The organism is Leptolyngbya sp. FACHB-671 (assembly GCF_014695745.1).
Taxonomy (GTDB): domain Bacteria; phylum Cyanobacteriota; class Cyanobacteriia; order Elainellales; family Elainellaceae; genus JAAUTN01.
In genome coordinates, this window is sequence record NZ_JACJOV010000095.1 from 87,023 (window position 1) to 105,313 (window position 18,291).

21 protein-coding genes and 1 tRNA gene are annotated in these 18,291 nt (G+C 51.4%); 17 read left to right on the top strand and 5 right to left on the bottom strand.

Features of this window, described 5'->3' with window-relative positions:
* The first annotated feature begins 62 nt into the window (after window positions 1-62).
* From H6F93_RS13100 to H6F93_RS13150, 11 genes are all read left to right on the top strand, one after another.
* Window positions 63-1,112 (top strand): sulfonate ABC transporter substrate-binding protein, encoded by a 1,050-nt coding sequence (locus H6F93_RS13100; RefSeq protein WP_199313685.1) that lies wholly within the window; start codon window positions 63-65, stop codon window positions 1,110-1,112.
* 16 nt (window positions 1,113-1,128) lie between these two features.
* Window positions 1,129-2,268: an FMNH2-dependent alkanesulfonate monooxygenase gene (ssuD, locus tag H6F93_RS13105; protein WP_190681324.1), complete on the top strand. Its 1,140-nt coding sequence runs from the start codon at window positions 1,129-1,131 to the stop codon at window positions 2,266-2,268.
* 27 nt (window positions 2,269-2,295) lie between these two features.
* Window positions 2,296-2,850 carry an NADPH-dependent FMN reductase gene (gene ssuE / locus H6F93_RS13110; protein WP_190644254.1) on the top strand — a complete coding sequence of 185 codons (555 nt, stop codon included), beginning with the start codon at window positions 2,296-2,298 and terminating at the stop codon, window positions 2,848-2,850.
* A 130-nt stretch (window positions 2,851-2,980) separates the two neighbouring features.
* Window positions 2,981-3,784 (top strand): aliphatic sulfonate ABC transporter permease SsuC, encoded by an 804-nt coding sequence (ssuC, locus tag H6F93_RS13115; protein WP_190644253.1) that lies wholly within the window; start codon window positions 2,981-2,983, stop codon window positions 3,782-3,784.
* Window positions 3,785-3,818: 34 nt separating this feature from the next.
* Window positions 3,819-4,601 carry an ATP-binding cassette domain-containing protein gene (locus H6F93_RS13120; RefSeq protein ID WP_190644252.1) on the top strand — a complete coding sequence of 261 codons (783 nt, stop codon included), beginning with the start codon at window positions 3,819-3,821 and terminating at the stop codon, window positions 4,599-4,601.
* Between the two features lie 160 nt (window positions 4,602-4,761).
* Window positions 4,762-5,823 carry a taurine ABC transporter substrate-binding protein gene (locus H6F93_RS13125; RefSeq protein WP_190681326.1) on the top strand — a complete coding sequence of 354 codons (1,062 nt, stop codon included), beginning with the start codon at window positions 4,762-4,764 and terminating at the stop codon, window positions 5,821-5,823.
* Between the two features lie 49 nt (window positions 5,824-5,872).
* Complete coding sequence (locus tag H6F93_RS13130; protein WP_190644250.1) at window positions 5,873-6,064, top strand: hypothetical protein; 192 nt, start codon at window positions 5,873-5,875, stop codon at window positions 6,062-6,064.
* Between the two features lie 77 nt (window positions 6,065-6,141).
* Entirely contained in the window at window positions 6,142-6,771 is a 630-nt protein-coding gene (locus H6F93_RS13135; protein WP_190644249.1) for a DUF1326 domain-containing protein, read from the top strand.
* A gap of 2 nt (window positions 6,772-6,773) precedes the next feature.
* A complete protein-coding gene (locus H6F93_RS13140) occupies window positions 6,774-7,571 on the top strand; it encodes a DUF2182 domain-containing protein (protein ID WP_199313686.1) in 798 nt (265 codons plus the stop codon).
* Between the two features lie 19 nt (window positions 7,572-7,590).
* On the top strand, window positions 7,591-8,127 hold the full coding sequence (locus tag H6F93_RS13145; RefSeq protein WP_242043433.1) for a YidH family protein: 537 nt from the start codon (window positions 7,591-7,593) through the stop codon (window positions 8,125-8,127).
* 24 nt (window positions 8,128-8,151) lie between these two features.
* Window positions 8,152-8,580: an RrF2 family transcriptional regulator gene (locus H6F93_RS13150; RefSeq protein ID WP_190644248.1), complete on the top strand. Its 429-nt coding sequence runs from the start codon at window positions 8,152-8,154 to the stop codon at window positions 8,578-8,580.
* Window positions 8,581-8,647: 67 nt separating this feature from the next.
* Here the strand turns inward: H6F93_RS13150 and H6F93_RS13155 are convergent, their stop codons facing one another.
* The gene (locus tag H6F93_RS13155; protein ID WP_190644247.1) at window positions 8,648-9,238 is read right to left on the bottom strand and encodes a Crp/Fnr family transcriptional regulator; all 591 of its coding nucleotides are present in this window, start codon (window positions 9,236-9,238) and stop codon (window positions 8,648-8,650) included.
* Window positions 9,239-9,524: 286 nt separating this feature from the next.
* A tRNA-His gene (locus H6F93_RS13160) sits at window positions 9,525-9,597 on the bottom strand.
* Between the two features lie 148 nt (window positions 9,598-9,745).
* Here H6F93_RS13160 and H6F93_RS13165 point away from each other — a divergent pair.
* The 6 genes from H6F93_RS13165 to H6F93_RS13185 all read left to right on the top strand — a co-directional run bounded on the left by H6F93_RS13165 (window position 9,746) and on the right by H6F93_RS13185 (window position 15,125).
* Window positions 9,746-10,126 carry a DUF4359 domain-containing protein gene (locus H6F93_RS13165; protein ID WP_190681328.1) on the top strand — a complete coding sequence of 127 codons (381 nt, stop codon included), beginning with the start codon at window positions 9,746-9,748 and terminating at the stop codon, window positions 10,124-10,126.
* A gap of 342 nt (window positions 10,127-10,468) precedes the next feature.
* Entirely contained in the window at window positions 10,469-11,686 is a 1,218-nt protein-coding gene (locus tag H6F93_RS13170) for a peptidoglycan-binding domain-containing protein (protein WP_242043434.1), read from the top strand.
* A 49-nt stretch (window positions 11,687-11,735) separates the two neighbouring features.
* Window positions 11,736-11,888 (top strand): hypothetical protein, encoded by a 153-nt coding sequence (locus tag H6F93_RS34050; protein WP_242043435.1) that lies wholly within the window; start codon window positions 11,736-11,738, stop codon window positions 11,886-11,888.
* A complete protein-coding gene (locus tag H6F93_RS13175) occupies window positions 11,863-12,534 on the top strand; it encodes a class I SAM-dependent methyltransferase (protein WP_524537943.1) in 672 nt (223 codons plus the stop codon). Before H6F93_RS34050 ends, H6F93_RS13175 begins: the two co-directional genes overlap by 26 nt.
* Before the next feature lie 156 nt (window positions 12,535-12,690).
* Window positions 12,691-14,358, top strand: a complete 1,668-nt coding sequence (locus tag H6F93_RS13180; protein WP_242043436.1) for a serine hydrolase — start codon at window positions 12,691-12,693, stop codon at window positions 14,356-14,358.
* A 287-nt stretch (window positions 14,359-14,645) separates the two neighbouring features.
* A complete protein-coding gene (locus H6F93_RS13185; RefSeq protein ID WP_190681332.1) occupies window positions 14,646-15,125 on the top strand; it encodes a GNAT family N-acetyltransferase in 480 nt (159 codons plus the stop codon).
* A 101-nt stretch (window positions 15,126-15,226) separates the two neighbouring features.
* On the opposite strand, the gene folE is transcribed toward H6F93_RS13185, so the two are convergent.
* From folE to accA, 3 genes are all read right to left on the bottom strand, one after another.
* Window positions 15,227-15,952 carry a GTP cyclohydrolase I FolE gene (gene folE, locus H6F93_RS13190; RefSeq protein WP_190646323.1) on the bottom strand — a complete coding sequence of 242 codons (726 nt, stop codon included), beginning with the start codon at window positions 15,950-15,952 and terminating at the stop codon, window positions 15,227-15,229.
* 62 nt (window positions 15,953-16,014) lie between these two features.
* Window positions 16,015-16,740: an SDR family oxidoreductase gene (locus H6F93_RS13195; RefSeq protein WP_190681334.1), complete on the bottom strand. Its 726-nt coding sequence runs from the start codon at window positions 16,738-16,740 to the stop codon at window positions 16,015-16,017.
* A 414-nt stretch (window positions 16,741-17,154) separates the two neighbouring features.
* The gene (gene accA / locus H6F93_RS13200; RefSeq protein ID WP_190681336.1) at window positions 17,155-18,138 is read right to left on the bottom strand and encodes an acetyl-CoA carboxylase carboxyl transferase subunit alpha; all 984 of its coding nucleotides are present in this window, start codon (window positions 18,136-18,138) and stop codon (window positions 17,155-17,157) included.
* Window positions 18,139-18,291 lie beyond the last annotated feature (153 nt).

Genomic DNA, 18,291 nt, shown 5'->3' on the forward strand with positions numbered 1-18,291 from the left:
TGAGCCGCGCAACAATTCAAGCTCCTAAACAGCGCAAGGGATAAAGCACGAGGAATAAGGAAATGACAGGGTTAGGGCGTTCGATGGGTGGATTTCGTTGGATTGAGTCGATTTTGAGTTTTTGGGGAAGGCGATCGCAGCGCCTTTTCTCCATCTTGTTTGCTTTGGGATTAGGGCTGAGCCTGAGTTTGGCAGCTTGCAGCCCTAGCGAAGCTCCTAGCAGCGAGGGGACTAGCCCTGGCACATCCTCAACAGCGACTCAAACGATCAACATTGGCTACCAGAAATTTGGCACACTCAACATTCTCAAAGCCAGAGGTGGGTTAGAAGAACGGCTGCAACCGCTTGGCTTTGCGGTGCAGTGGACTGAGTTTCCGGCAGGTCCACAGCTTTTGGAAGCGCTGAATGTCGGCAGCATTGTGTTTGGTCACACCGGGGAAGCTCCGCCGATTTTTGCTCAGGCTGCGGGTGCGCCCCTGGTCTACATCGGCAATGAACCTGCTAGCCCCGCTAGTGAAGCGATTTTGATTCCAAAGGACTCCCAGATTCAGTCGGTGGCTGATCTGCGCGGTAAGCGGGTGGTGCTGAATAAGGGATCTAACGTCCACTACCTGCTGGTTAAGGCGATCGAGGATGCAGGCTTGCAGTTGAGCGACATTGAGGTGGTGTTTTTACCGCCTGCTGATGCCAGAGCCGCATTCGAGCAGGGCAGCGTGGATGCCTGGGTAATTTGGGACCCTTTCTTTGCAGCCGCTGAAGATGCGATCGGGGCAAAGGTGCTGCGCGATGGTGAAGGGTTAGTTGCCAATCGAGAGTTTTACCTGGGATCGCGTGACTTTGCTTCCCAAAATCCAGAGGTGGTCGAGGCGTTACTGGCTGAAATTCAAGCAGTCGATCAGTGGTCAGTTGAAAATCCAACCGAATTGGCAGAACTGCTTTCGCCTGAATTAGGCATTGAAGTGCCAACGCTCGAAAAAGTGGTACAGCGGCGCAAATACGGTGCAGAACCGATCACGGATGAGGTGATCGCCGACCAGCAGGAGATTGCCGACACCTTCCACGAACTGGGCTTGATCCCCGAAAAGATCAACGTTCAAGACGCGAAGTTATAGAAGGAGCATGGACGCAATGGATGTACTTTGGTTTATTCCCACTCATGGTGAAGGGCGCTATCTGGGCACCTCAGTCGGCGGTAGAGCGATCACGCCGGAATACTTGCAGCAGCTTGCCGGGGCGATCGACCAATTAGGGTTTGTCGGGGCGCTGTTGCCGACGGGGCGTTCCTGTGAAGATGCTTGGATTACGGCGGCATCGCTAATTCCGATGACAAAGCGGATGAAGTTCTTAGTCGCAATTCGTCCTGGGCTTTCTTCTCCTGGAATGTCAGCGCGAATGGCAGCTACCTTTGACCGGATGTCAGGCGGGCGGCTAATGGTGAATGTGGTGACGGGCGGCGACCCGGTAGAGTTGGCGGGGGATGGACTGCACCTGAGCCATAGCGATCGCTATCAGCTAACCGACGAATTTCTCTCCATCTGGCGCGAGGTCATGGGCGGTGAAGCAGTGGACTTCAAAGGACAGTACCTCGATATCAAAGGCGGCAAGCTGATGTTTCCGCCGGTGCAGTCTCCTTATCCGCCGCTCTACTTTGGCGGATCATCGCCTGCGGCAAAGCAAGTCGCGGCTAAGCACGTCGATTTGTATCTAACCTGGGGTGAACCTCCGGCTCAAGTGGCAGAAAAAATTGCCGAAGTCCGACAGCTTGCCGCAGAGCAAGGTAGAACGATTCGGTTTGGCATTCGCCTGCATGTGATTGTGCGCGAAACCACCTCCGAAGCCTGGGACGCTGCGAATGATTTGATCAAGCATTTGGATGACAGCACGATCGCCGCTGCTCAAGCTGCGTTAGATCGGTCCGACTCAGAAGGACAGCGGCGCATGATGCAGCTTCATAACGGTAGCCGTGATGCGCTGGAGATTAGTCCCAACCTTTGGGCCGGAGTTGGTCTGGTGCGCGGTGGAGCCGGAACTGCACTGGTAGGCGATGCCGACACGGTTGCAGCCCGGATGCAGGAATATACCGACCTGGGCATCGACACGTTTATCTTCTCTGGTTATCCCCATTTGGAAGAAGCTTACCGGGTCGCAGAACTGCTGTTCCCGAAATTGCCGATCGCCCAAACACCACCGTCGCTCGCTCCCAGCCGCTATCTCAGCCCGATCGGAGAAATCATGGCAAACGACCGACTTCCCACTGCCGCCAGTTAGTTAACGCACTTCGTTGGAGTATTACAAATGTCTGTTTTAGCGATCGCCGGAAGCCCTTCTCACCCCTCTCGCACCTATTCCGTGCTGGAGTACGCCAAGCAACACTTGGAAGCAGAAAGGGTATCCACCACTTTATTTTCGGTGCGGGATTTACCCGCCGAAGCGCTGCTGTTTGCCCAGTTCGACAACCCTGCTGTGAAGGAGGCGATCGCCCTGGTTGAGCAAGCTAGCGCCATCATTATTTCCACTCCCGTTTATAAAGCTGCATACACGGGCGTTTTAAAAGCATTCCTGGATCTGCTGCCGCAAAATGCACTGGTGGGTAAGCCGATTTTGCCGATCGCCACAGGCGGCACGATCGCCCATTTACTGTCGATTGACTACGCCCTTAAACCCGTCCTCTCTACCCTGGGGGCACGACACATTTTTGCGGGCGTTTACATCGTCGATAGCCAAATCCAGCGACTGCCCGACGGTGGATTTCAGTTTGCTGAAGAGGTTGAACAGCGACTCCAGATTTCTCTGAATGAACTGATTGCAAGCTTGCAACCTACTCAAGCGCTCGTAAGCAGCGCCAGCTAATTCAGGGAAATCTGGTTTTCTTATAAATCCGTAGGTTGGGTGGAGCAGAGCGAAACCCAACGCAATCTCCGCTCCTGTTGGGTTCCGCTTTGCTTCACCCAACCTACCAAGATAAGAAGGCGAGTTAGATATGCAGTTAACACATCAAAAATCATGGTCATCCTGGACACGGTGGCTGTCCTGGGAACAGATTGCTCCCTGGCTGGTGCCCTTCGGACTGATCGTAGTCTGGCAAATTTTGGCACAAGCAGGCATAATTACCACCCGCATTCTGCCTGCCCCCACTCAGATCGTAGAAGCGGCCATTCGCCTGCTGCAAAGCGGTGAACTCGTTCGCAATGTGGGTATTAGCCTGTGGCGAGCCATGATCGGCTTCATCATCGGTGGCGGAATTGGCTTGGCCTTAGGCGTGCTGAATGGTATCAATGTCACCGCTGAACGGTTGCTTGATAGCTCGCTTCAGATGATCCGCAACATTCCCCACCTGGCGATGATTCCGCTGGTGATTCTGTGGTTTGGCATTGGCGATCAGGCGCGAATTTTTTTGGTTGTCTTGGGTGTGTTCTTCCCGATTTATATCAACACTTTCCACGGCATTCGCTCCATCGACCCCAACCTGATTGAAATGGGGAGAGTTTATGGACTGAGCCGCCGCAAACTGTTTTGGCAAATCATTCTGCCCGGAGCTTTGCCCAACGTACTGGTCGGATTGCGCTATGCACTGGGTCTGATGTGGCTAACGCTGATCGTGGCAGAAACGATCGCCGCTAATTCTGGCATCGGCTACATGGCAATGAACGCGAGAGAGTTCATGCAAACCGATGTCGTGGTGCTGAGCATTTTACTGTATGCACTGTTGGGCAAATTGGCAGACGTTGCCGTACGGATTTTGGAGCGCTGGTGGCTGCCCTGGCACCCCAGTCAGCACGGATAAACCAATCAAAAAAGCTATTAAATCAGAGGAATTTATGAGCAGGAAGACAACTACAGTGGCTCATGCCGCTGGCACTCAATTAAGCATTCGGAATCTGAGCAAGTCTTTTGGCACGGCTCAGGTGTTGCGCGATATTGACCTGGAAGTTGCGCCAGGGGAATTTGTGGCAATTGTTGGGCGGAGTGGCTGCGGCAAAAGCACTTTGTTGAGGCTGCTGGCAGGACTGGAAACGCCAACCCAGGGAGAAGTTCTGCTGGATGGACACCCGCTTAGAGGCTTTAACTCCGATGCCAGAGTTATGTTTCAAGATTCACGGCTGCTTCCCTGGCGGCGTGTGTTAGACAACGTGGCACTGGGGCTAAAGCGCAACGGCAAAGAACATGGACTGTGGGCACTTCAACAGGTAGGGCTGGCATCGCGATCGCAAGATTGGACAACGGCTCTATCCGGCGGACAGCGGCAACGAGTCGCGCTGGCCCGAGCGCTGGTGACTCAACCCCGGTTATTGCTGCTCGACGAACCGATGAGCGCTCTGGATGCCCTGACTCGAATTGAGATGCAACAGTTGATCGAAAGGCTGTGGCAGGAGCAAAATTTCACTGCCGTTCTAGTCACACACGATGTTGAAGAAGCAGTGTATTTGGCAGATCGAGTGATTGTGATTGAGAACGGTTCGATACTGGTAAACCAGGAAATTTCCCTACCTCGCCCACGCAATGCTGGAAGCGCTGCCTTTGCTGAACTAAAGACAAAGGTGCTGGAGCGGATTTTGGGCGATCGCCTCCGAACGGGCAGAGAAGCGGCGATCGCCTCCTAAAAAATGAACCTAGCAAAATGCAGTACCCGGTAGGGGTTTAGCAATGCCAAACCCCTACAACCCACCTGGCGAAGAGAGGCGGTGGATTCAGCGATCGCAGTTGTCCTGGATTGGTCACGATTCCTAACTCACTTCAACTGAATAACTTGAAACTAAAACTATGCGATTAAAAAGACGGAATGTATTGCTTGGACTGGTCGGTCTAAGTTTGCCCCTGATTGCGTCTAGCTGCTCCGGAAATTCTCCTGAACCTACCTCAGAAGCCAGTTCCACAGAATCGGCTGCGCCCGAAACTACAGCCCAAGCGCCTGAAACGATTCGTATTGGCTACCAGGTGATCCCCAATGCGGAGCTGTTAGCAAAAGCGTTGGGTTTGACCGAAAAAGCTTTTCCAAACTCGCAGGTGGAATACATCAGCTTTGATTCAGGTCGAGATGTTAACACCGCTGTAGCCGCAGACGGAATTGACTTTGGCTTAATCGGTTCCGTTGGAGTTGGCGTGGGAATTGCTCAGGGGCTTCCCTACGAGGTTTATTTTATCCACGATGTAATCGGGGAAGCAGAAGCGCTGGTAGTCCGGCAAGACATTACATCCGTCGCAGATCTGGCAGGCAAAAGGGTCGGCGTTCCCTTTGGCTCCACCACCCACTTTTCACTACTGTCGCTATTAGAACTGGAGCAAATTAGCCCTGACTCTCTCACGATTTTGGACTTGCAGCCGCAGGATCTAGTTGCTGCATGGCAACGTCAGGACGTTAATGCAGGTTATGTTTGGCAACCCCATCTATCTCGACTGGTTGAAGATGGCGGCACAGTTTTAACCACATCTGCGGATCTAGCTGAACGGGGTGTGTTGACGGCAGATGTGGGAATTGTGCGGCAAGCGTTTGTTGATGAATATCCCGATGTGGTGAAGCAATACGTCGCCGTGCTGGATGAAGCGGTGAAGCTTTACCGAGATGACCCCGAAGCGGTAGCAGAGGCGATCGCCCCCGAACTGGGACTCACCCCCGAAGAGAGCCTGACGGTCATGGAACAACTGATCTGGCTAGATTCTTCAGAACAAGCCAAGGCGGAGTATCTGGGCAGTGCTGACCAACCCGGAGCTTTTGCTGAAGTACTGAAGAGTTCGGCTGATTTTATGGTGACACAGGGGGCGATCGCTACAGCGCCCGACCTAGACACCTACAAGCAACGCCTTCGGGGTGACGTTCTGCAATAGCCAACAGCATTCATCAAACAGCAAGCTCTTAAACAACGGAGGAAGTTTTATGAGAAATCACAACCTACTCATTCTTACCCTCTTTTGCATCATCAGTTTTTCTGTGGTGTTAGCGCTTTCCTTTGTGCCACGTCCCTCTAGAGCAGCCTCTTTTGAAGCGCTCCGATCGCGCAGTGAGACGCAATTGACCATTCTCATAAGCAACGGCAGCCCATCGCAATCCCTCTTGATTTATCAGTAGCAGAGACCGGGTATATCGCTTTGCTACTTTTCTCTTTTGCTCAATGTTCAAAGCTGAGTGTCTGTAGGAATTGAACCATGACGACCACGATCGCAACTGAAAAAATCTACGAGCTAGAAGGGCAAATTCTAGAAGCCTGTTCCTGCAAAGCGCCCTGTCCTTGCTGGATTGGGGATGACCCGGATGGTGGATACTGCGACAGCTTTGTTGCCTATCACATCGATCGGGGCAAGATTCAGGGCGTGGATGTGTCAGGACTGACGCTAGTGAAAATTGTCTACATTCCCGGCAATGTGCTGGCTGGTGGCTGGAAAGCAGTCGTTTACATCGATAGCAACAGTACAGAGGAACAGCAGCAGCTTTTAGAAAAAGTGTTTAACGGGGAATTGGGTGGGGCGATCGCCGATGTAGCTAGCCTGGTTGCCGACGTGCTGGATGTCCGCGTTGCCCCAGTCGAATACAACATTGAAAACGGACGCGGCACGATCAAAATCGGTGATGTCTTGGTGAGCGAAATGGAGCCATATCGCGGGCCAGACGGTAGCCCCACCAAAATGATTGACAGCATTTTTAGCACCATCCCCGGTTCACCAGCTTACATCGCAAAAGCTTCCATTCATCGGGTCGATTTGCCGGAGTTTAACCTGATCTGGGACTACACCGGACGCAACGCCATTCAAGGTCTGTTTCGCTTTGAGCATAGCTAACTGTGAGCAACTCAACCGCACAATCCCGCTCTTCGCTTCAGTCTGTGCTGACGCTTAACCCCGGACTCACCTTGGTTTGGGCAATGGTGCTGGCGTCCTGGAGCCTGATTGTCCTGGCATCGCTGACGGGAAATGAGCATTTGTTTCATCCAGCGATCGCAACCACACAGCCCACGGTGCAAAAGCTGCTGGTGTTTTTGCTGGCGTGGCTGGTGATGACGATCGCCATGATGCTACCCACCAGTTTGCCTTTAATCACGCTGTTCATTCAGGTGAGCCAAAAGCAAGACCAGCCGCGATCGCTCCTCACGGTATTTCTATCTGCCTATGCCGCCATCTGGCTTGGTTTTGCCATCCTTCTTTTAGTTGGCGACTGGGCAATTCACCACTGGCTTGATCGTTGGCACTGGCTACATCAGCATCCTGGGGCGGTCGCTGGAAGTACTCTACTGATCGCAGGCGCATTTCAGTTCAGCAGTCTTAAAGAACAGTGCATGAGCGTTTGTCGCCATCCTATGAGTTTCCTCACTCATCACTATCAGCGCGGACTCAAAGCTGCCTGGAATTTAGGTTTGCGTCACGGGCTGTACTGTCTTGGCTGCTGTTGGGCACTCATGTTGGTGATGTTTGGTGTCGGTGTCGCTCATCTCACCTGGATGGTAGCGCTCACCGGCATCATGCTGTTTGAGAAAACAACCCGCTGGGGAAAGGCGATCGCCCCCTTTGTTGGTATTGCGCTGCTGGCATCCGCTTTGCTGGCGCTAGTGCTGCCCTCCGGCTTATCTATTCCCTTGCACTAATCGCATCCAAACCCTCCCAATGTCAGAAGCCAATTCCCAACCCGCTAAAGCTCAATCGGAAGATACTTCAACAGATGTTGACCGACTGATTCAGCTTTATCAAGAGATGCCGCCAGAACTCCAGCGAACATTTCTTGATTTACATCAAAATCTTGCTGCCTCACCTCCAAAAGAATCTCCAGCACCGATCTCAGACCAGCGAGTGCGAGACCACTTAGCCAACGAGCGCACCTATCTTGCCTGGATGCGAACGGCGATCGCCCTGATGGGCTTTGGGGTCGTCATCGCCCGCCTGCGAAATCTGCTAACACCCGATATTCAAGGTACAGGTCAGGGCTGGAAGCTGGGCTTAGTCTTTGCCATCGTCGGACTGCTCACCGTCCTGCTTTCGACCCGCCACTACTTCGCCGTTCTGGATGCCATCAACCACAGCACCTATCGCCCCTTTAGCCGCTGGGTCATCATCTTTAGCTTGGTTGTGATCACGCTGGGTGCCGGAGTCCTCTACGTTCTGTTTACGATTCCCGTTGGTGGAAGCACATCTCTAATCGACTAACCCAATTCTAGAACTATAAAATTTATGGAACTGTCCGCCAAAGTTGAGTACGCTCTAATCGCACTTCTAGAGATGGCTAGCCATCCAGAACCAGGAGAACCGCTGCAAATTAAGCACATTGCTGCCAAACAATCGATTCCCGATCGCTATTTAGAACAGGTATTTGCCGCACTCCGTCATGCTGGAATCGTTCGCAGTCAGCGAGGCAATAAAGGGGGCTATCTGCTGGCGCGTGAACCGTGGCAAATTACGCTGCTAGAAATCTTTAACTGCCTAGAAGATAACAGCCGCTCTGCTCAGGGGAAAACGGTTAATTGCGATCGCGTGATTGTTCGCAATGTGTGGAAAGAAGCTGAACAAAGCGCTAGAGCCGTTCTACAACGCCATACGCTGCGAGATCTGTGCCAACAGCGAGAAATTCGCCAGCGGCTCAGCGGCATGTATTACATCTAAACCGAATGTCTGAGAAACCAAACGTCTAAGCGGACAGGCAAACTTGCTCCGAACACGTAAACTCGGTCTAAATCTCGTAATGCCAGAAGGGTTCACCCTCTTGAGTAATCGTAATTCGGCGTTGCTGCCGTTGAATTAGCCCTCGCCGTTCAAAGCTGCTGAGCAAACGAGTCACCGTTACGCGAGTTGAGCCAATCAGTTCGGCAAGCTCCTGGTGGGTCAGGCGTAACTCAATCCGCCGACCAAATTTGCTTTCCTGCCCAAACCGCTGCGCTAGCCAATTCAACACGCGCAGCAAAGAAGCCTCAACCTGTGGGCAATGCAAAATTTCGAGCAACTCTTCAGAATGACGGATATGTCGGATCAGAGCATCTGTGACCCGGTGCCATTCCTCACGAGGCAACAGCGTTGCCGTCACTTCAGTAAGGCACTCTGCCTGATGCGGATTGGCGTTCGACAGCGGCCGACCTAATACATCCCCTGCACTCCAAAGCCCCAGCGTCACCATAGAACCATCTTCCATCCAGGTCGTCGTTCGCACGACCCCACTCTGAATTTGCCAAAGCTGGTCAGAAGGTAATGGCAGTTGGGCACGACGACCAAAAACAGAATAAGTCGGCTCAATAGACAAGCTAGGACTAAGCATGGTGAGAGTCATGGGCAAAACTTCCAGGATGAGGCGGCTGATAAATCGGTGTTGGTCGCTTGATGACTGATGATAAACCAGATTCAAATAAAAGTACAGTTCATCGACTGACTAACCGTAGATTCATCTTGCCATAACAACAATTCAGTAAGCCCTGCCGCCTAAAGTTGCAGCGATACAAAAAGCCTACCGACTCAAGCCAGAAAACTTTGAGTAGGCGAAGTCTGCACAGACGAACTTTGCCGCTGGAGCCGGGGTTTTAGCCGCCAAACTCCTTATGAACTTCTAATCTTAAAAGGGCGAACGACGGGACTCGAACCCGCGAGTGGTGGAACCACAATCCACTGCCTTAACCACTTGGCTACGCTCGCCACACTGCGTATTGCATTGCCTATTGTAGCACTGCGATCGCCCCTGATTCAAACACTTAGATACTTAACCGGAACACAATCCCTATATTTACTTGTCATTTAATCTAGAGAACGCTTAGGCTTAGCGAGAGAATCAGAGTTTGATCCCATGAAAGGTATAACAATCGGGGCTTCTATAGTTGGGTTAGCGCTAGTCGGAGTAGGAGTCGCGATGGCAGTGACCAATCCTGGGCAAGCTGCCTATGATGATTACGCAACGGCTCAGTTGACTGAATATCTAGAAGAGAACGCCTGCAGCAAAGCACCCAGCTTCCTGGAAAACCTGCTTCAAGCTCAGTGCGCTGAACTACTAGAAGACAATCGGGACGAAATTAAGCAACTCATTTCTGAGAGTACAGAGCGTCAAAACTTCTTAATTCTGAGTATCTATAAGACTAATTTGTCTGTAAGTAGCCTGCTTCCTACCTATGAATTTGAGACCGTTGGCGTATTTCGAGACTTTTACACCTATAAAGCGAGACAGCAATAGGAAAAGGATGAGAGCGATGTAGTAGCACGTCAAATCCAGCGAAGATTGAGCAGACAACCAGGATATTGGTAAATGCAGAAGAAATTTGGGATGCAAAACTGAAGTTTTGCATCCCAAATTTCTTCTGCATTTATGAGCAAAAATACCCCAAACAGGTGAGCCACTCATTACCTATTTGAGATTGTTATAGAACCCTGCAAAGTAACGATTCAGCAAGGCTTTAAAGATGAAGATTTTGTTGCGAATCGAGCGCTCTACAGACTCTTCTGTATATTGTTTCAGACAGACATTCTCGTGTCTTGCACCCATTTTTTTGCTACTTTGTTTGCCTGGGAATCTGTTATGAGCAACTATATCTTAAAAGTTACAGCCGCAACTCCACTCAAGCTCAAAGCTGAACCTGCTATCAACTTGCCTGACACTTTCAAATATCAGCTTGAAGCGGGGACTCAGTTGCCTGTTGCAAGCTGCGGCAAATATCAAGAAATTCATTATCGAGTTGCTTTTGGTCAAGATGAGCAAGGCAACCAAGTTGCTTTTCCGGGACCAGAAGGTACCCTGCGTAACACCTGGCTAATTTTTGTGGGGCACTGTCAGTTACTTAATGCAGACGGCACCCCTGTTCGCTTTCCTCAAGATCAAGGCGTTTTGAAGTTAGAGACCTTTGTGGGAAAGAGTGACAAGCTGTTAATAAATGCGATTACGGCCGAGAAGCTGTTATCCGCTCAAATTCAAGAACGGCTGATTTCTCTTGCGCTACTTGATCCGCCAGCCGATGGCAAGTTTGGGCCCATATCCATTGCCGCTCTCAAAAACTTTCAGGCACGGGTAGGGCTTGAGCAACAAGATTTTTTAGATGGGCCAACCGCAGAAAAGCTGCTCAGAGCCAAACCAGTCAGCAACTCTCAGGTCAACAACTTTCAGATTAGCAATAGTTTGGCCAGTCGAGTTATTCAGTATATGCAAAGGAAGAATTACAAAATCTTTCATGGCAACCAGCGTTACAACATTGTCTACATTGAGGGAATGGATTTGGACGGCACCCTCAACAATGACAAACCCAATGCCTTTAATGATTTACGGCTGGTCATCGAAATTGTAAATGGAGTTCCAAAACTGGTCGGTAAATGGGAGGCAACGACAGAACCCGGCAAGAAATATACGCTTAAACCGATGAGCGTCAGAGGTGCAGCCCGAATCAAGTTTGGGCAGTACAAAGCCTGGCAGATGGGGTTCCACAGAAGAGACAAGCGACATCCTGCTCTAGTTCAAGCGGGAAAAATTCCAGTTCACCGAGATTTGAACAAGGATTATTCAAGGGCGGGAGACTTAGTTGAGATTGGTCTGTTTGGCGTTAATCAGCATCATGGCTACAGTGCATCTCGCAATGATGTAGGGGGACATAGTGCGGGTTGCCTCGTGGGACGCTCTATAGAAGAACACAATCAGTTCATAAAACTGATCAAGCGAGACCAACGCTATTTGGCAAATCGAGCCTATATGTTTGAGACAACCATCATTCCCGGAGATGAACTGGTTAAGCATTTTCCCCCAGGCTGAGTCCTATTAGGACAAGATGATTTTTTGAATGGATCTGTAAAAGCTCTAAGTGCTGCAAGAATATTCTCAGCAAGATGGGGCGATCGCCAGTGATTTCAAAGCCATATCCAAAAATTCTGCTTCGGAGTGTCATTCTCCTAGTCTGCTGTCTGGGGCTACTGTTGAGCAGTTGTGCCGTGCCTGCTGGCGCAACCACCAGTGATGGCGTGTATCACTATCGCACGGTTCACAATGGTGACGGCATTGGCAAATTTTACATGGGCAGACACATTGCTCAAGTGATGGGGCATCGGGGCGCAGCCTGGCTAGAGCGTCCTAGCCGCGAATGGGAAGAGCGTCCGGCTCAGCTAGTGGATCAGCTTGACTTGCAGCCAACCGATGTCGTTGCTGATATTGGAGCGGGAACGGGGTTTTTTAGCTTTCGGCTTAGCCCACTGGTGCCACAGGGAAAGGTGCTAGCAGTAGACATTCAGCCCGAAATGCTGGATATTATTGCTTTCCTCAAACAAGAAGATCAGATTGACAACGTGGAGCCTGTTTTAGGCAGTGCAACAGACCCAAACTTACCTGCTGAGGGGGTAGATCTGGTGATGATGGTTGATGCCTACCATGAATTTGAGTATCCTCGCGAAATGATGGAGGCGATTGTGCGATCGCTAAAACCTGATGGACGAGTAGTTTTAGCAGAATATCGGGGTGAAAATCCATTGATTCCGATCAAGGGGCTGCACAAAATGACTCAACGGCAGGTACGCAAGGAAATGCAGGCAGTAGGGCTGGTCTGGCAACAAACAAAAGATGTTTTACCTCAGCAACATTTGATGTTTTTTGGAAAGTCCCAAAGCTAAAGGATGAGAGATATGTATCAGTTCTGAAGTTGCCAGGGATGGACTGCATTACAATGCCAGAGTAAAGCCGAAGGAACTCAACCAAGCTCCCTGCTCAGAAGCCGTTTAATTGTTTAGAAGCTAAGCGTTTCGCCAATTCTGTTAAAGGTGTCGTGTATGTTGGAATCTGATGGTCAATCCGAGCGATCGCGCCGTCGGCGCTTACCCCCTCAACAGATGACTCAGCCGTCTCAGCTGATTCCTCTGCGTCGCTCAGAGCAGGGGCAAGGGAATTCAGGAGATGCTGCCAAGGGTGGCTCGCGTCCTGTGCGCCCTGTACTCGCACGACCAGAGCGTCTGACCCGAACTCAGCGTTCAGCGCGTCATGCTTTCAATCCCAACACTTCACCGCCAACAGATACTCGATTTAATGTTCGCCATTTGCTGTTTGGCAATACGTCTCGTTTGCCTGCGGCTAATGCCAGAAAAGAGCTACCACCTCGGCTCCAGTCACGTATCACTGATGGACGTTTGACCGATCAACCCATCAGAACCTCGCTAGCTTTTCAACCCACACCGCGAGTATCCCGTGCGGCTGTGCGGCTAGAACCGGTGCGGCGTACCCCTCCAACAATTGGACGGCATCGAGCACTGGTTCGTCCGGTGCGTCCAGACAGCCGTCTTGCTCGTAGGGAAGCAACTCCTCTGAAGGTAGGGCGGGTGCGATCGCGCCGACAGCGTAACCTTTCCCTCTCTGCTCAAACTGAGCGTCGGATTGAGCGTCGTCCTGCCCGTCCTACATCGCCGCTGGTGTATATCGTGCGGCTGCTGATTGTGGGAGTTGGGTTTGGGGCGATCGCTGGGACGTTTCTGGCAATTTGGAATCCTACAGCTCAACAGACAGCTAGCAATCCTCAAACTACAGCTGGGCTAGGGCTACCCTCTCAAATGGAGCAAACGGCTGCAACTTCCCTCAGCCGAGATGCCACACCCACCAGCCTGGAAGCTTCCCCAACAGCCCTCACCCCTGCTCAGGAAATGACCGCCTTGGGCAACACGTTAAAAACGCTTGCTGCCCGTCAACCAGAGTTGAATCCGGGGGTATTTCTGTTTGACCTGGATACGCGTGCCTATCTTGACCTGAATGGCACAACGACAATGCCCTCTGCCAGCATTATCAAAGTGCCCGTTTTGGTGGCATTACTTCAAGAGGTAGATGCTGGAAATATTCGACTGGATGAGATGCTTACGCTGGAAGCCTCTGACATTGCGGAAGGCTCAGGCGACATGCAGTATCAGCCACCTGGCACTCAATATAGTGTGCTGGAAACGGCCACCAAGATGATTATCATCAGCGATAACTCAGCCACCAACATGCTGATCAATCGGCTGGGAGGAATTTCTTCGCTGAATCAGCGATTTCAGGGATGGGGGCTAACTGCAACTGCTATTCGCAACCCTCTACCCGATTTGGATGGAGAGAACACAACCAGTCCTGAAGATATGGCGAAGCTGCTAGCTGCCGTCACTCAGGGAGATTTGCTGTCGCTGCGATCGCGCGATCGCCTGCTCGAAATCATGCGTCGCACTGAAACCAACACGCTGCTACCTCAAGGATTAGGTGCAGGAGCGATCATTGCCCACAAGACGGGTGATATTGGATCGCTGGTCGGTGATGTTGGTGTCATCGACATGCCTAACGGCAGACGCTACATCGCCGCGGTCATGGTGCGCCGTCCCACCAATGACGAACGAGCCCAAGAGCTTATTCGGGAAGTCTCGCGCGCCACTTACGAATATCTGAATCAAGCATCTGCCAGTGCAAATGAGGCAAGAAGGCAGTAGGCTTACACAGTTTTGTCAGCAGTTGCACCGTAATCCATCTATAGAGTAGCGGTAGCGGTAGGGGCGAAGCATTCGGTCACAAACTCTGCAACTTAATCACAATCCTCCTGCCGAATGCTTCGCCCGTACACCAAATGGTGCTTCTTTACAAAACCGATTCTGTGTTAGCTCAAGCAAGCTATGCCAGCAAACTCACCATCTGCGTGATGACAGAGCTAAACTACCAAAGTTTGTAGTATGCTGTAGTTTGATGTAGCTCACGCCGTTAATTGGGGGTTCATAGGAGAATGCAAATTGAACCATATGCCCCTAATCAACTTGATGCAGTTATTCAGCTTTCGCTTCGAGCATGGGAGCCAGTCTTTGATTCGATTCAAAACGCTTTGGATGCTGAGGTGTACCAAGCGTTTTATCCCGTTGGGTGGGGTGTAAGTCAGCAAAAGGCTGTCGAGGATGTTTGCGCTGCCGAAGACACAAACGTGTGGGTTGCGGTCGATGCCGATTCCACTGTAGGTTTCGTAGCTGTGAAACTACACTCAGAGAACAACATGGGTGAAATCTACATGATTGCTGTCGATCCAGACTTTCAAAGTCAAGGCATTGGCACTGCTCTCATAGACTTTGCTCTTGCCTGGATGAAAGACGCTGGAATGGCGATCGCCATGGTCGAAACGGGAGGCGATCCAGGTCATGCTCCAGCCCGTTACACTTACGAGAAAGTCGGCTTTAGGCAGTTACCGATCGCCAGATACTTCAAGAAGCTTTAGCCGGTAGATTAGGTGAAGCTTTCTACATGAGGCTAGATGTTTTGAAAGGTGCCCCGTGTTCGCGGGGCACCTTTCAAAACATCTAGCCTTAAAGATTGGTATTAGAAGAAAGCAGGCTGATGGCGGATCAGGCTGAGGAACTCTTCACGGGTTTTGTGATCATCCTGGAATACGCCAACCATTGCGCTGGTGACTGTCCAGGAACCTGGTTTTTGCACGCCGCGCATCACCATGCACATGTGGCTAGCTTCCATTACAACCGCTACGCCGCGTGGCTCCAGAATGATTTGAATGGCTTCAGCAATCTGCCGAGTCAAACGCTCCTGTACCTGCAAGCGGCGAGCATACATTTCGACAATTCGGGCAAGTTTACTCAAGCCCACAACCTTTTCGTTGGGAATGTAGGCGACATGAGCTTTCCCCATAAAAGGCAGCATGTGGTGTTCGCACAGGCTAAACACGTTGATGTCTCGCACCAACACCATTTCATTGTGCCCTTCATCAAAAATGGCACCATTAACCAATTCTTCTAAAGATTGATGGTAGCCACCAGTGAGAAACTGCATCGCTTCTGCAACCCGTTTGGGCGTTTTCAGCAGCCCTTCCCGCTCTGGATCTTCGCCTACACCTATCAACAAGTCTCGCACCGCTGACATCATTTGCTCTTGGGTGTCTGGCGTTGGCTGTTGGGGCTTGACTGTCTGCCCCCTGGCAGTGTTGCGGTCAGGACGAATTGGCAGCCGAGAGGCTGTATCTGCCTCAATTGAGGAATCGGGCTCGATCGGAGCGTCGTTACTGGTGTAACCGTTAGAAGAAACGATAGTCATAGTGGTTTGAGATGATCTTGGATGAACTGTAAATCAAGCAGTAGAGTCACTGTAGAAGGGGACTACAGCGCTCCAGCACTGGGCATCAGTGTCAGCTCTTCGATGACTGCCTGGGTGGGTAGCAAAACTGTATGCAAAATAGACTCGGCAACCGTTTCAGGGGTGAGCATTTTGGAACGATCGAAATCAGCATGAACGAAGTCGGTATCCCACAAGGCGGTGTTGACCGCACCGGGGGAAACGGTGACTACTCGAATGCCATTCGATCGCTCTTCAGCCGCCAAGGTTTTAGAGAGGGCAAGCAATCCTGCCTTGCTGACGTTGTACGCGCCCCAGTTGGGAAAAGCCTGGTAGGCAGCAATTGAGGCAACGTTAACGATCGTTCCTGAGTGGCGATCGCGCATCCCTGGCAGAACCGCCTGAATGCACTGCAAAACACTGGTTAAATTCAGCGTTAAGACCTGCTGCCAGTCTTCCAGGGAAGTTTCTAGAATGCCGCCGGTATAGCCTACTCCGGCGCTGTTGATCAAAATGTTGATTGGGCCATGGCGCTCTGCAATGCGGCTAATTTCGGCTTTGACCTGGGCGATCGCTGCCAAGTCCACAGGACAAACCTGTACCTCTACACCTATCTGCATCGCTTCTGCGGCGACCGCGTCTAGCCTGGACTGATTGCGGCTGACCAAAACTAGATCGATTCCAGCTTTTGCAAAGGACAAGGCAGTGGCTTTGCCAATTCCACTGCTTGCCCCAGTAATCAGGGCACGGTGTTTTAGATCAAGAGTCATGAAATTTCCAAAATTCTCAGCCGATTGAGCTAGTACGCCGACCTACGGAGCTGATGGGGCTGTTTGATGTCCCAAAGCAGTAAGGTGAAGGATTGGCGATCGCGTTAAAACCAACGCTACAAAGTTGAAACTAAGACTAAAAACAAAAGGTCAAAGACAACAAGGCTGACCAAATTGCATCAACTCTCTCCAAATCGTGGCCGAATCGGCACGTTTGAAGCGGCTACCTGCGGTTTCAACAGGGGAGCATACGGAGAAGAGCATAAGGTTAGAAAACCAATAACAACCAGTTCAAGCCCCAAGCAATCTAACGCTCTAAGCAGCGCAGCGATCGCCTGACGCAGAAAGTGTGAACAAATGTTTCTTAAAGGATTATAGCACTAGCGATCCCAGCAGGAGCGATCGCCTTCACCTCTAGGCAGGAATCTCGGTAAACATACCGATACTACGGAACTTTTGATAGCGTAAATCTCGCCGCTGCTGTGGCGTCATCTGGCTTAGCTCCGCCAAATGACTGAGCAATGCTTGCTTGAGCGTTTCGGTAGTCTTCAAGGGGTCGGCATGAGCTCCGCCAATAGGTTCTGGTAACAGCTCATCTAGAATGCCCAGATTCTTTAAGTCCAGTGCAGTGATTCGCAGTGCTTCAGCCGCTTGAGGAGCTTTTGCAGCGTCTTTCCACAAAATTGCAGCGCACGCTTCAGGACTGGCAACGGTGTAAACAGAATGCTCAAACATCAGCAGGCGATCGCCCACACCCACACCCAATGCACCACCAGAACCACCTTCGCCAATCACCGTACAGAGAATCGGCACATCCAAACGGAACATTTCCCGTAAGTTGTAGGCGATCGCTTCTCCCTGCCCCAGCCTTTCTCCCTCGGGTCCAGGAAATGCTCCGGGGGTGTCAATAAAGGTAATGATCGGCATGCCAAAGCGGTTTGCGTGATTCATCAGCCGCATAGCCTTGCGGTAGCCACCCGGAGAAGCCATGCCAAAGTTTCGCATGACGTTGTCTTTGGTGTCTCTGCCCTTCTGGTGCCCTAACATCACCACCGGACGGCCATCTAGCCGAGCAACGCCACCTACCAGAGCCGGATCATCTGTGCCTGTCAGGCGATCACCATGTAGCTCCAGCCAGTCATCGCTCATCGCCTGAATGTAGTCCAGCGTACTGGGACGGCGAGGATGGCGAGCGACCTGGAGCCGCTGGGCTGGAGACAAACTATTAAAAATTTCTTGACGAAGCTGCACGGCACGAGACTCAAGCAGACGAATTTGATCAGAAAGATCGACGTTATTTTCCTCTGCTAGTTCACGCACTCGGATAATATCTGCCTCTAACTTCACCAGAGGCTTCTCAAAATCAAGCAGGACAGGTCTACGTTCAGGAGTTGCCATAAGGGGGTTAGGAGTAGGAACTGGGGATTGGGGGTGGAAGGGGCTGGGGGCTAGGGGCTAGGGGCTAGGGTTTGCTCGTTCCCAGCTTCTAGTTTGCTCGTTTTGTTCATTCCCAAGCTAGAGCTAGGGAAATAAGAGTGGAATTCATAGGAG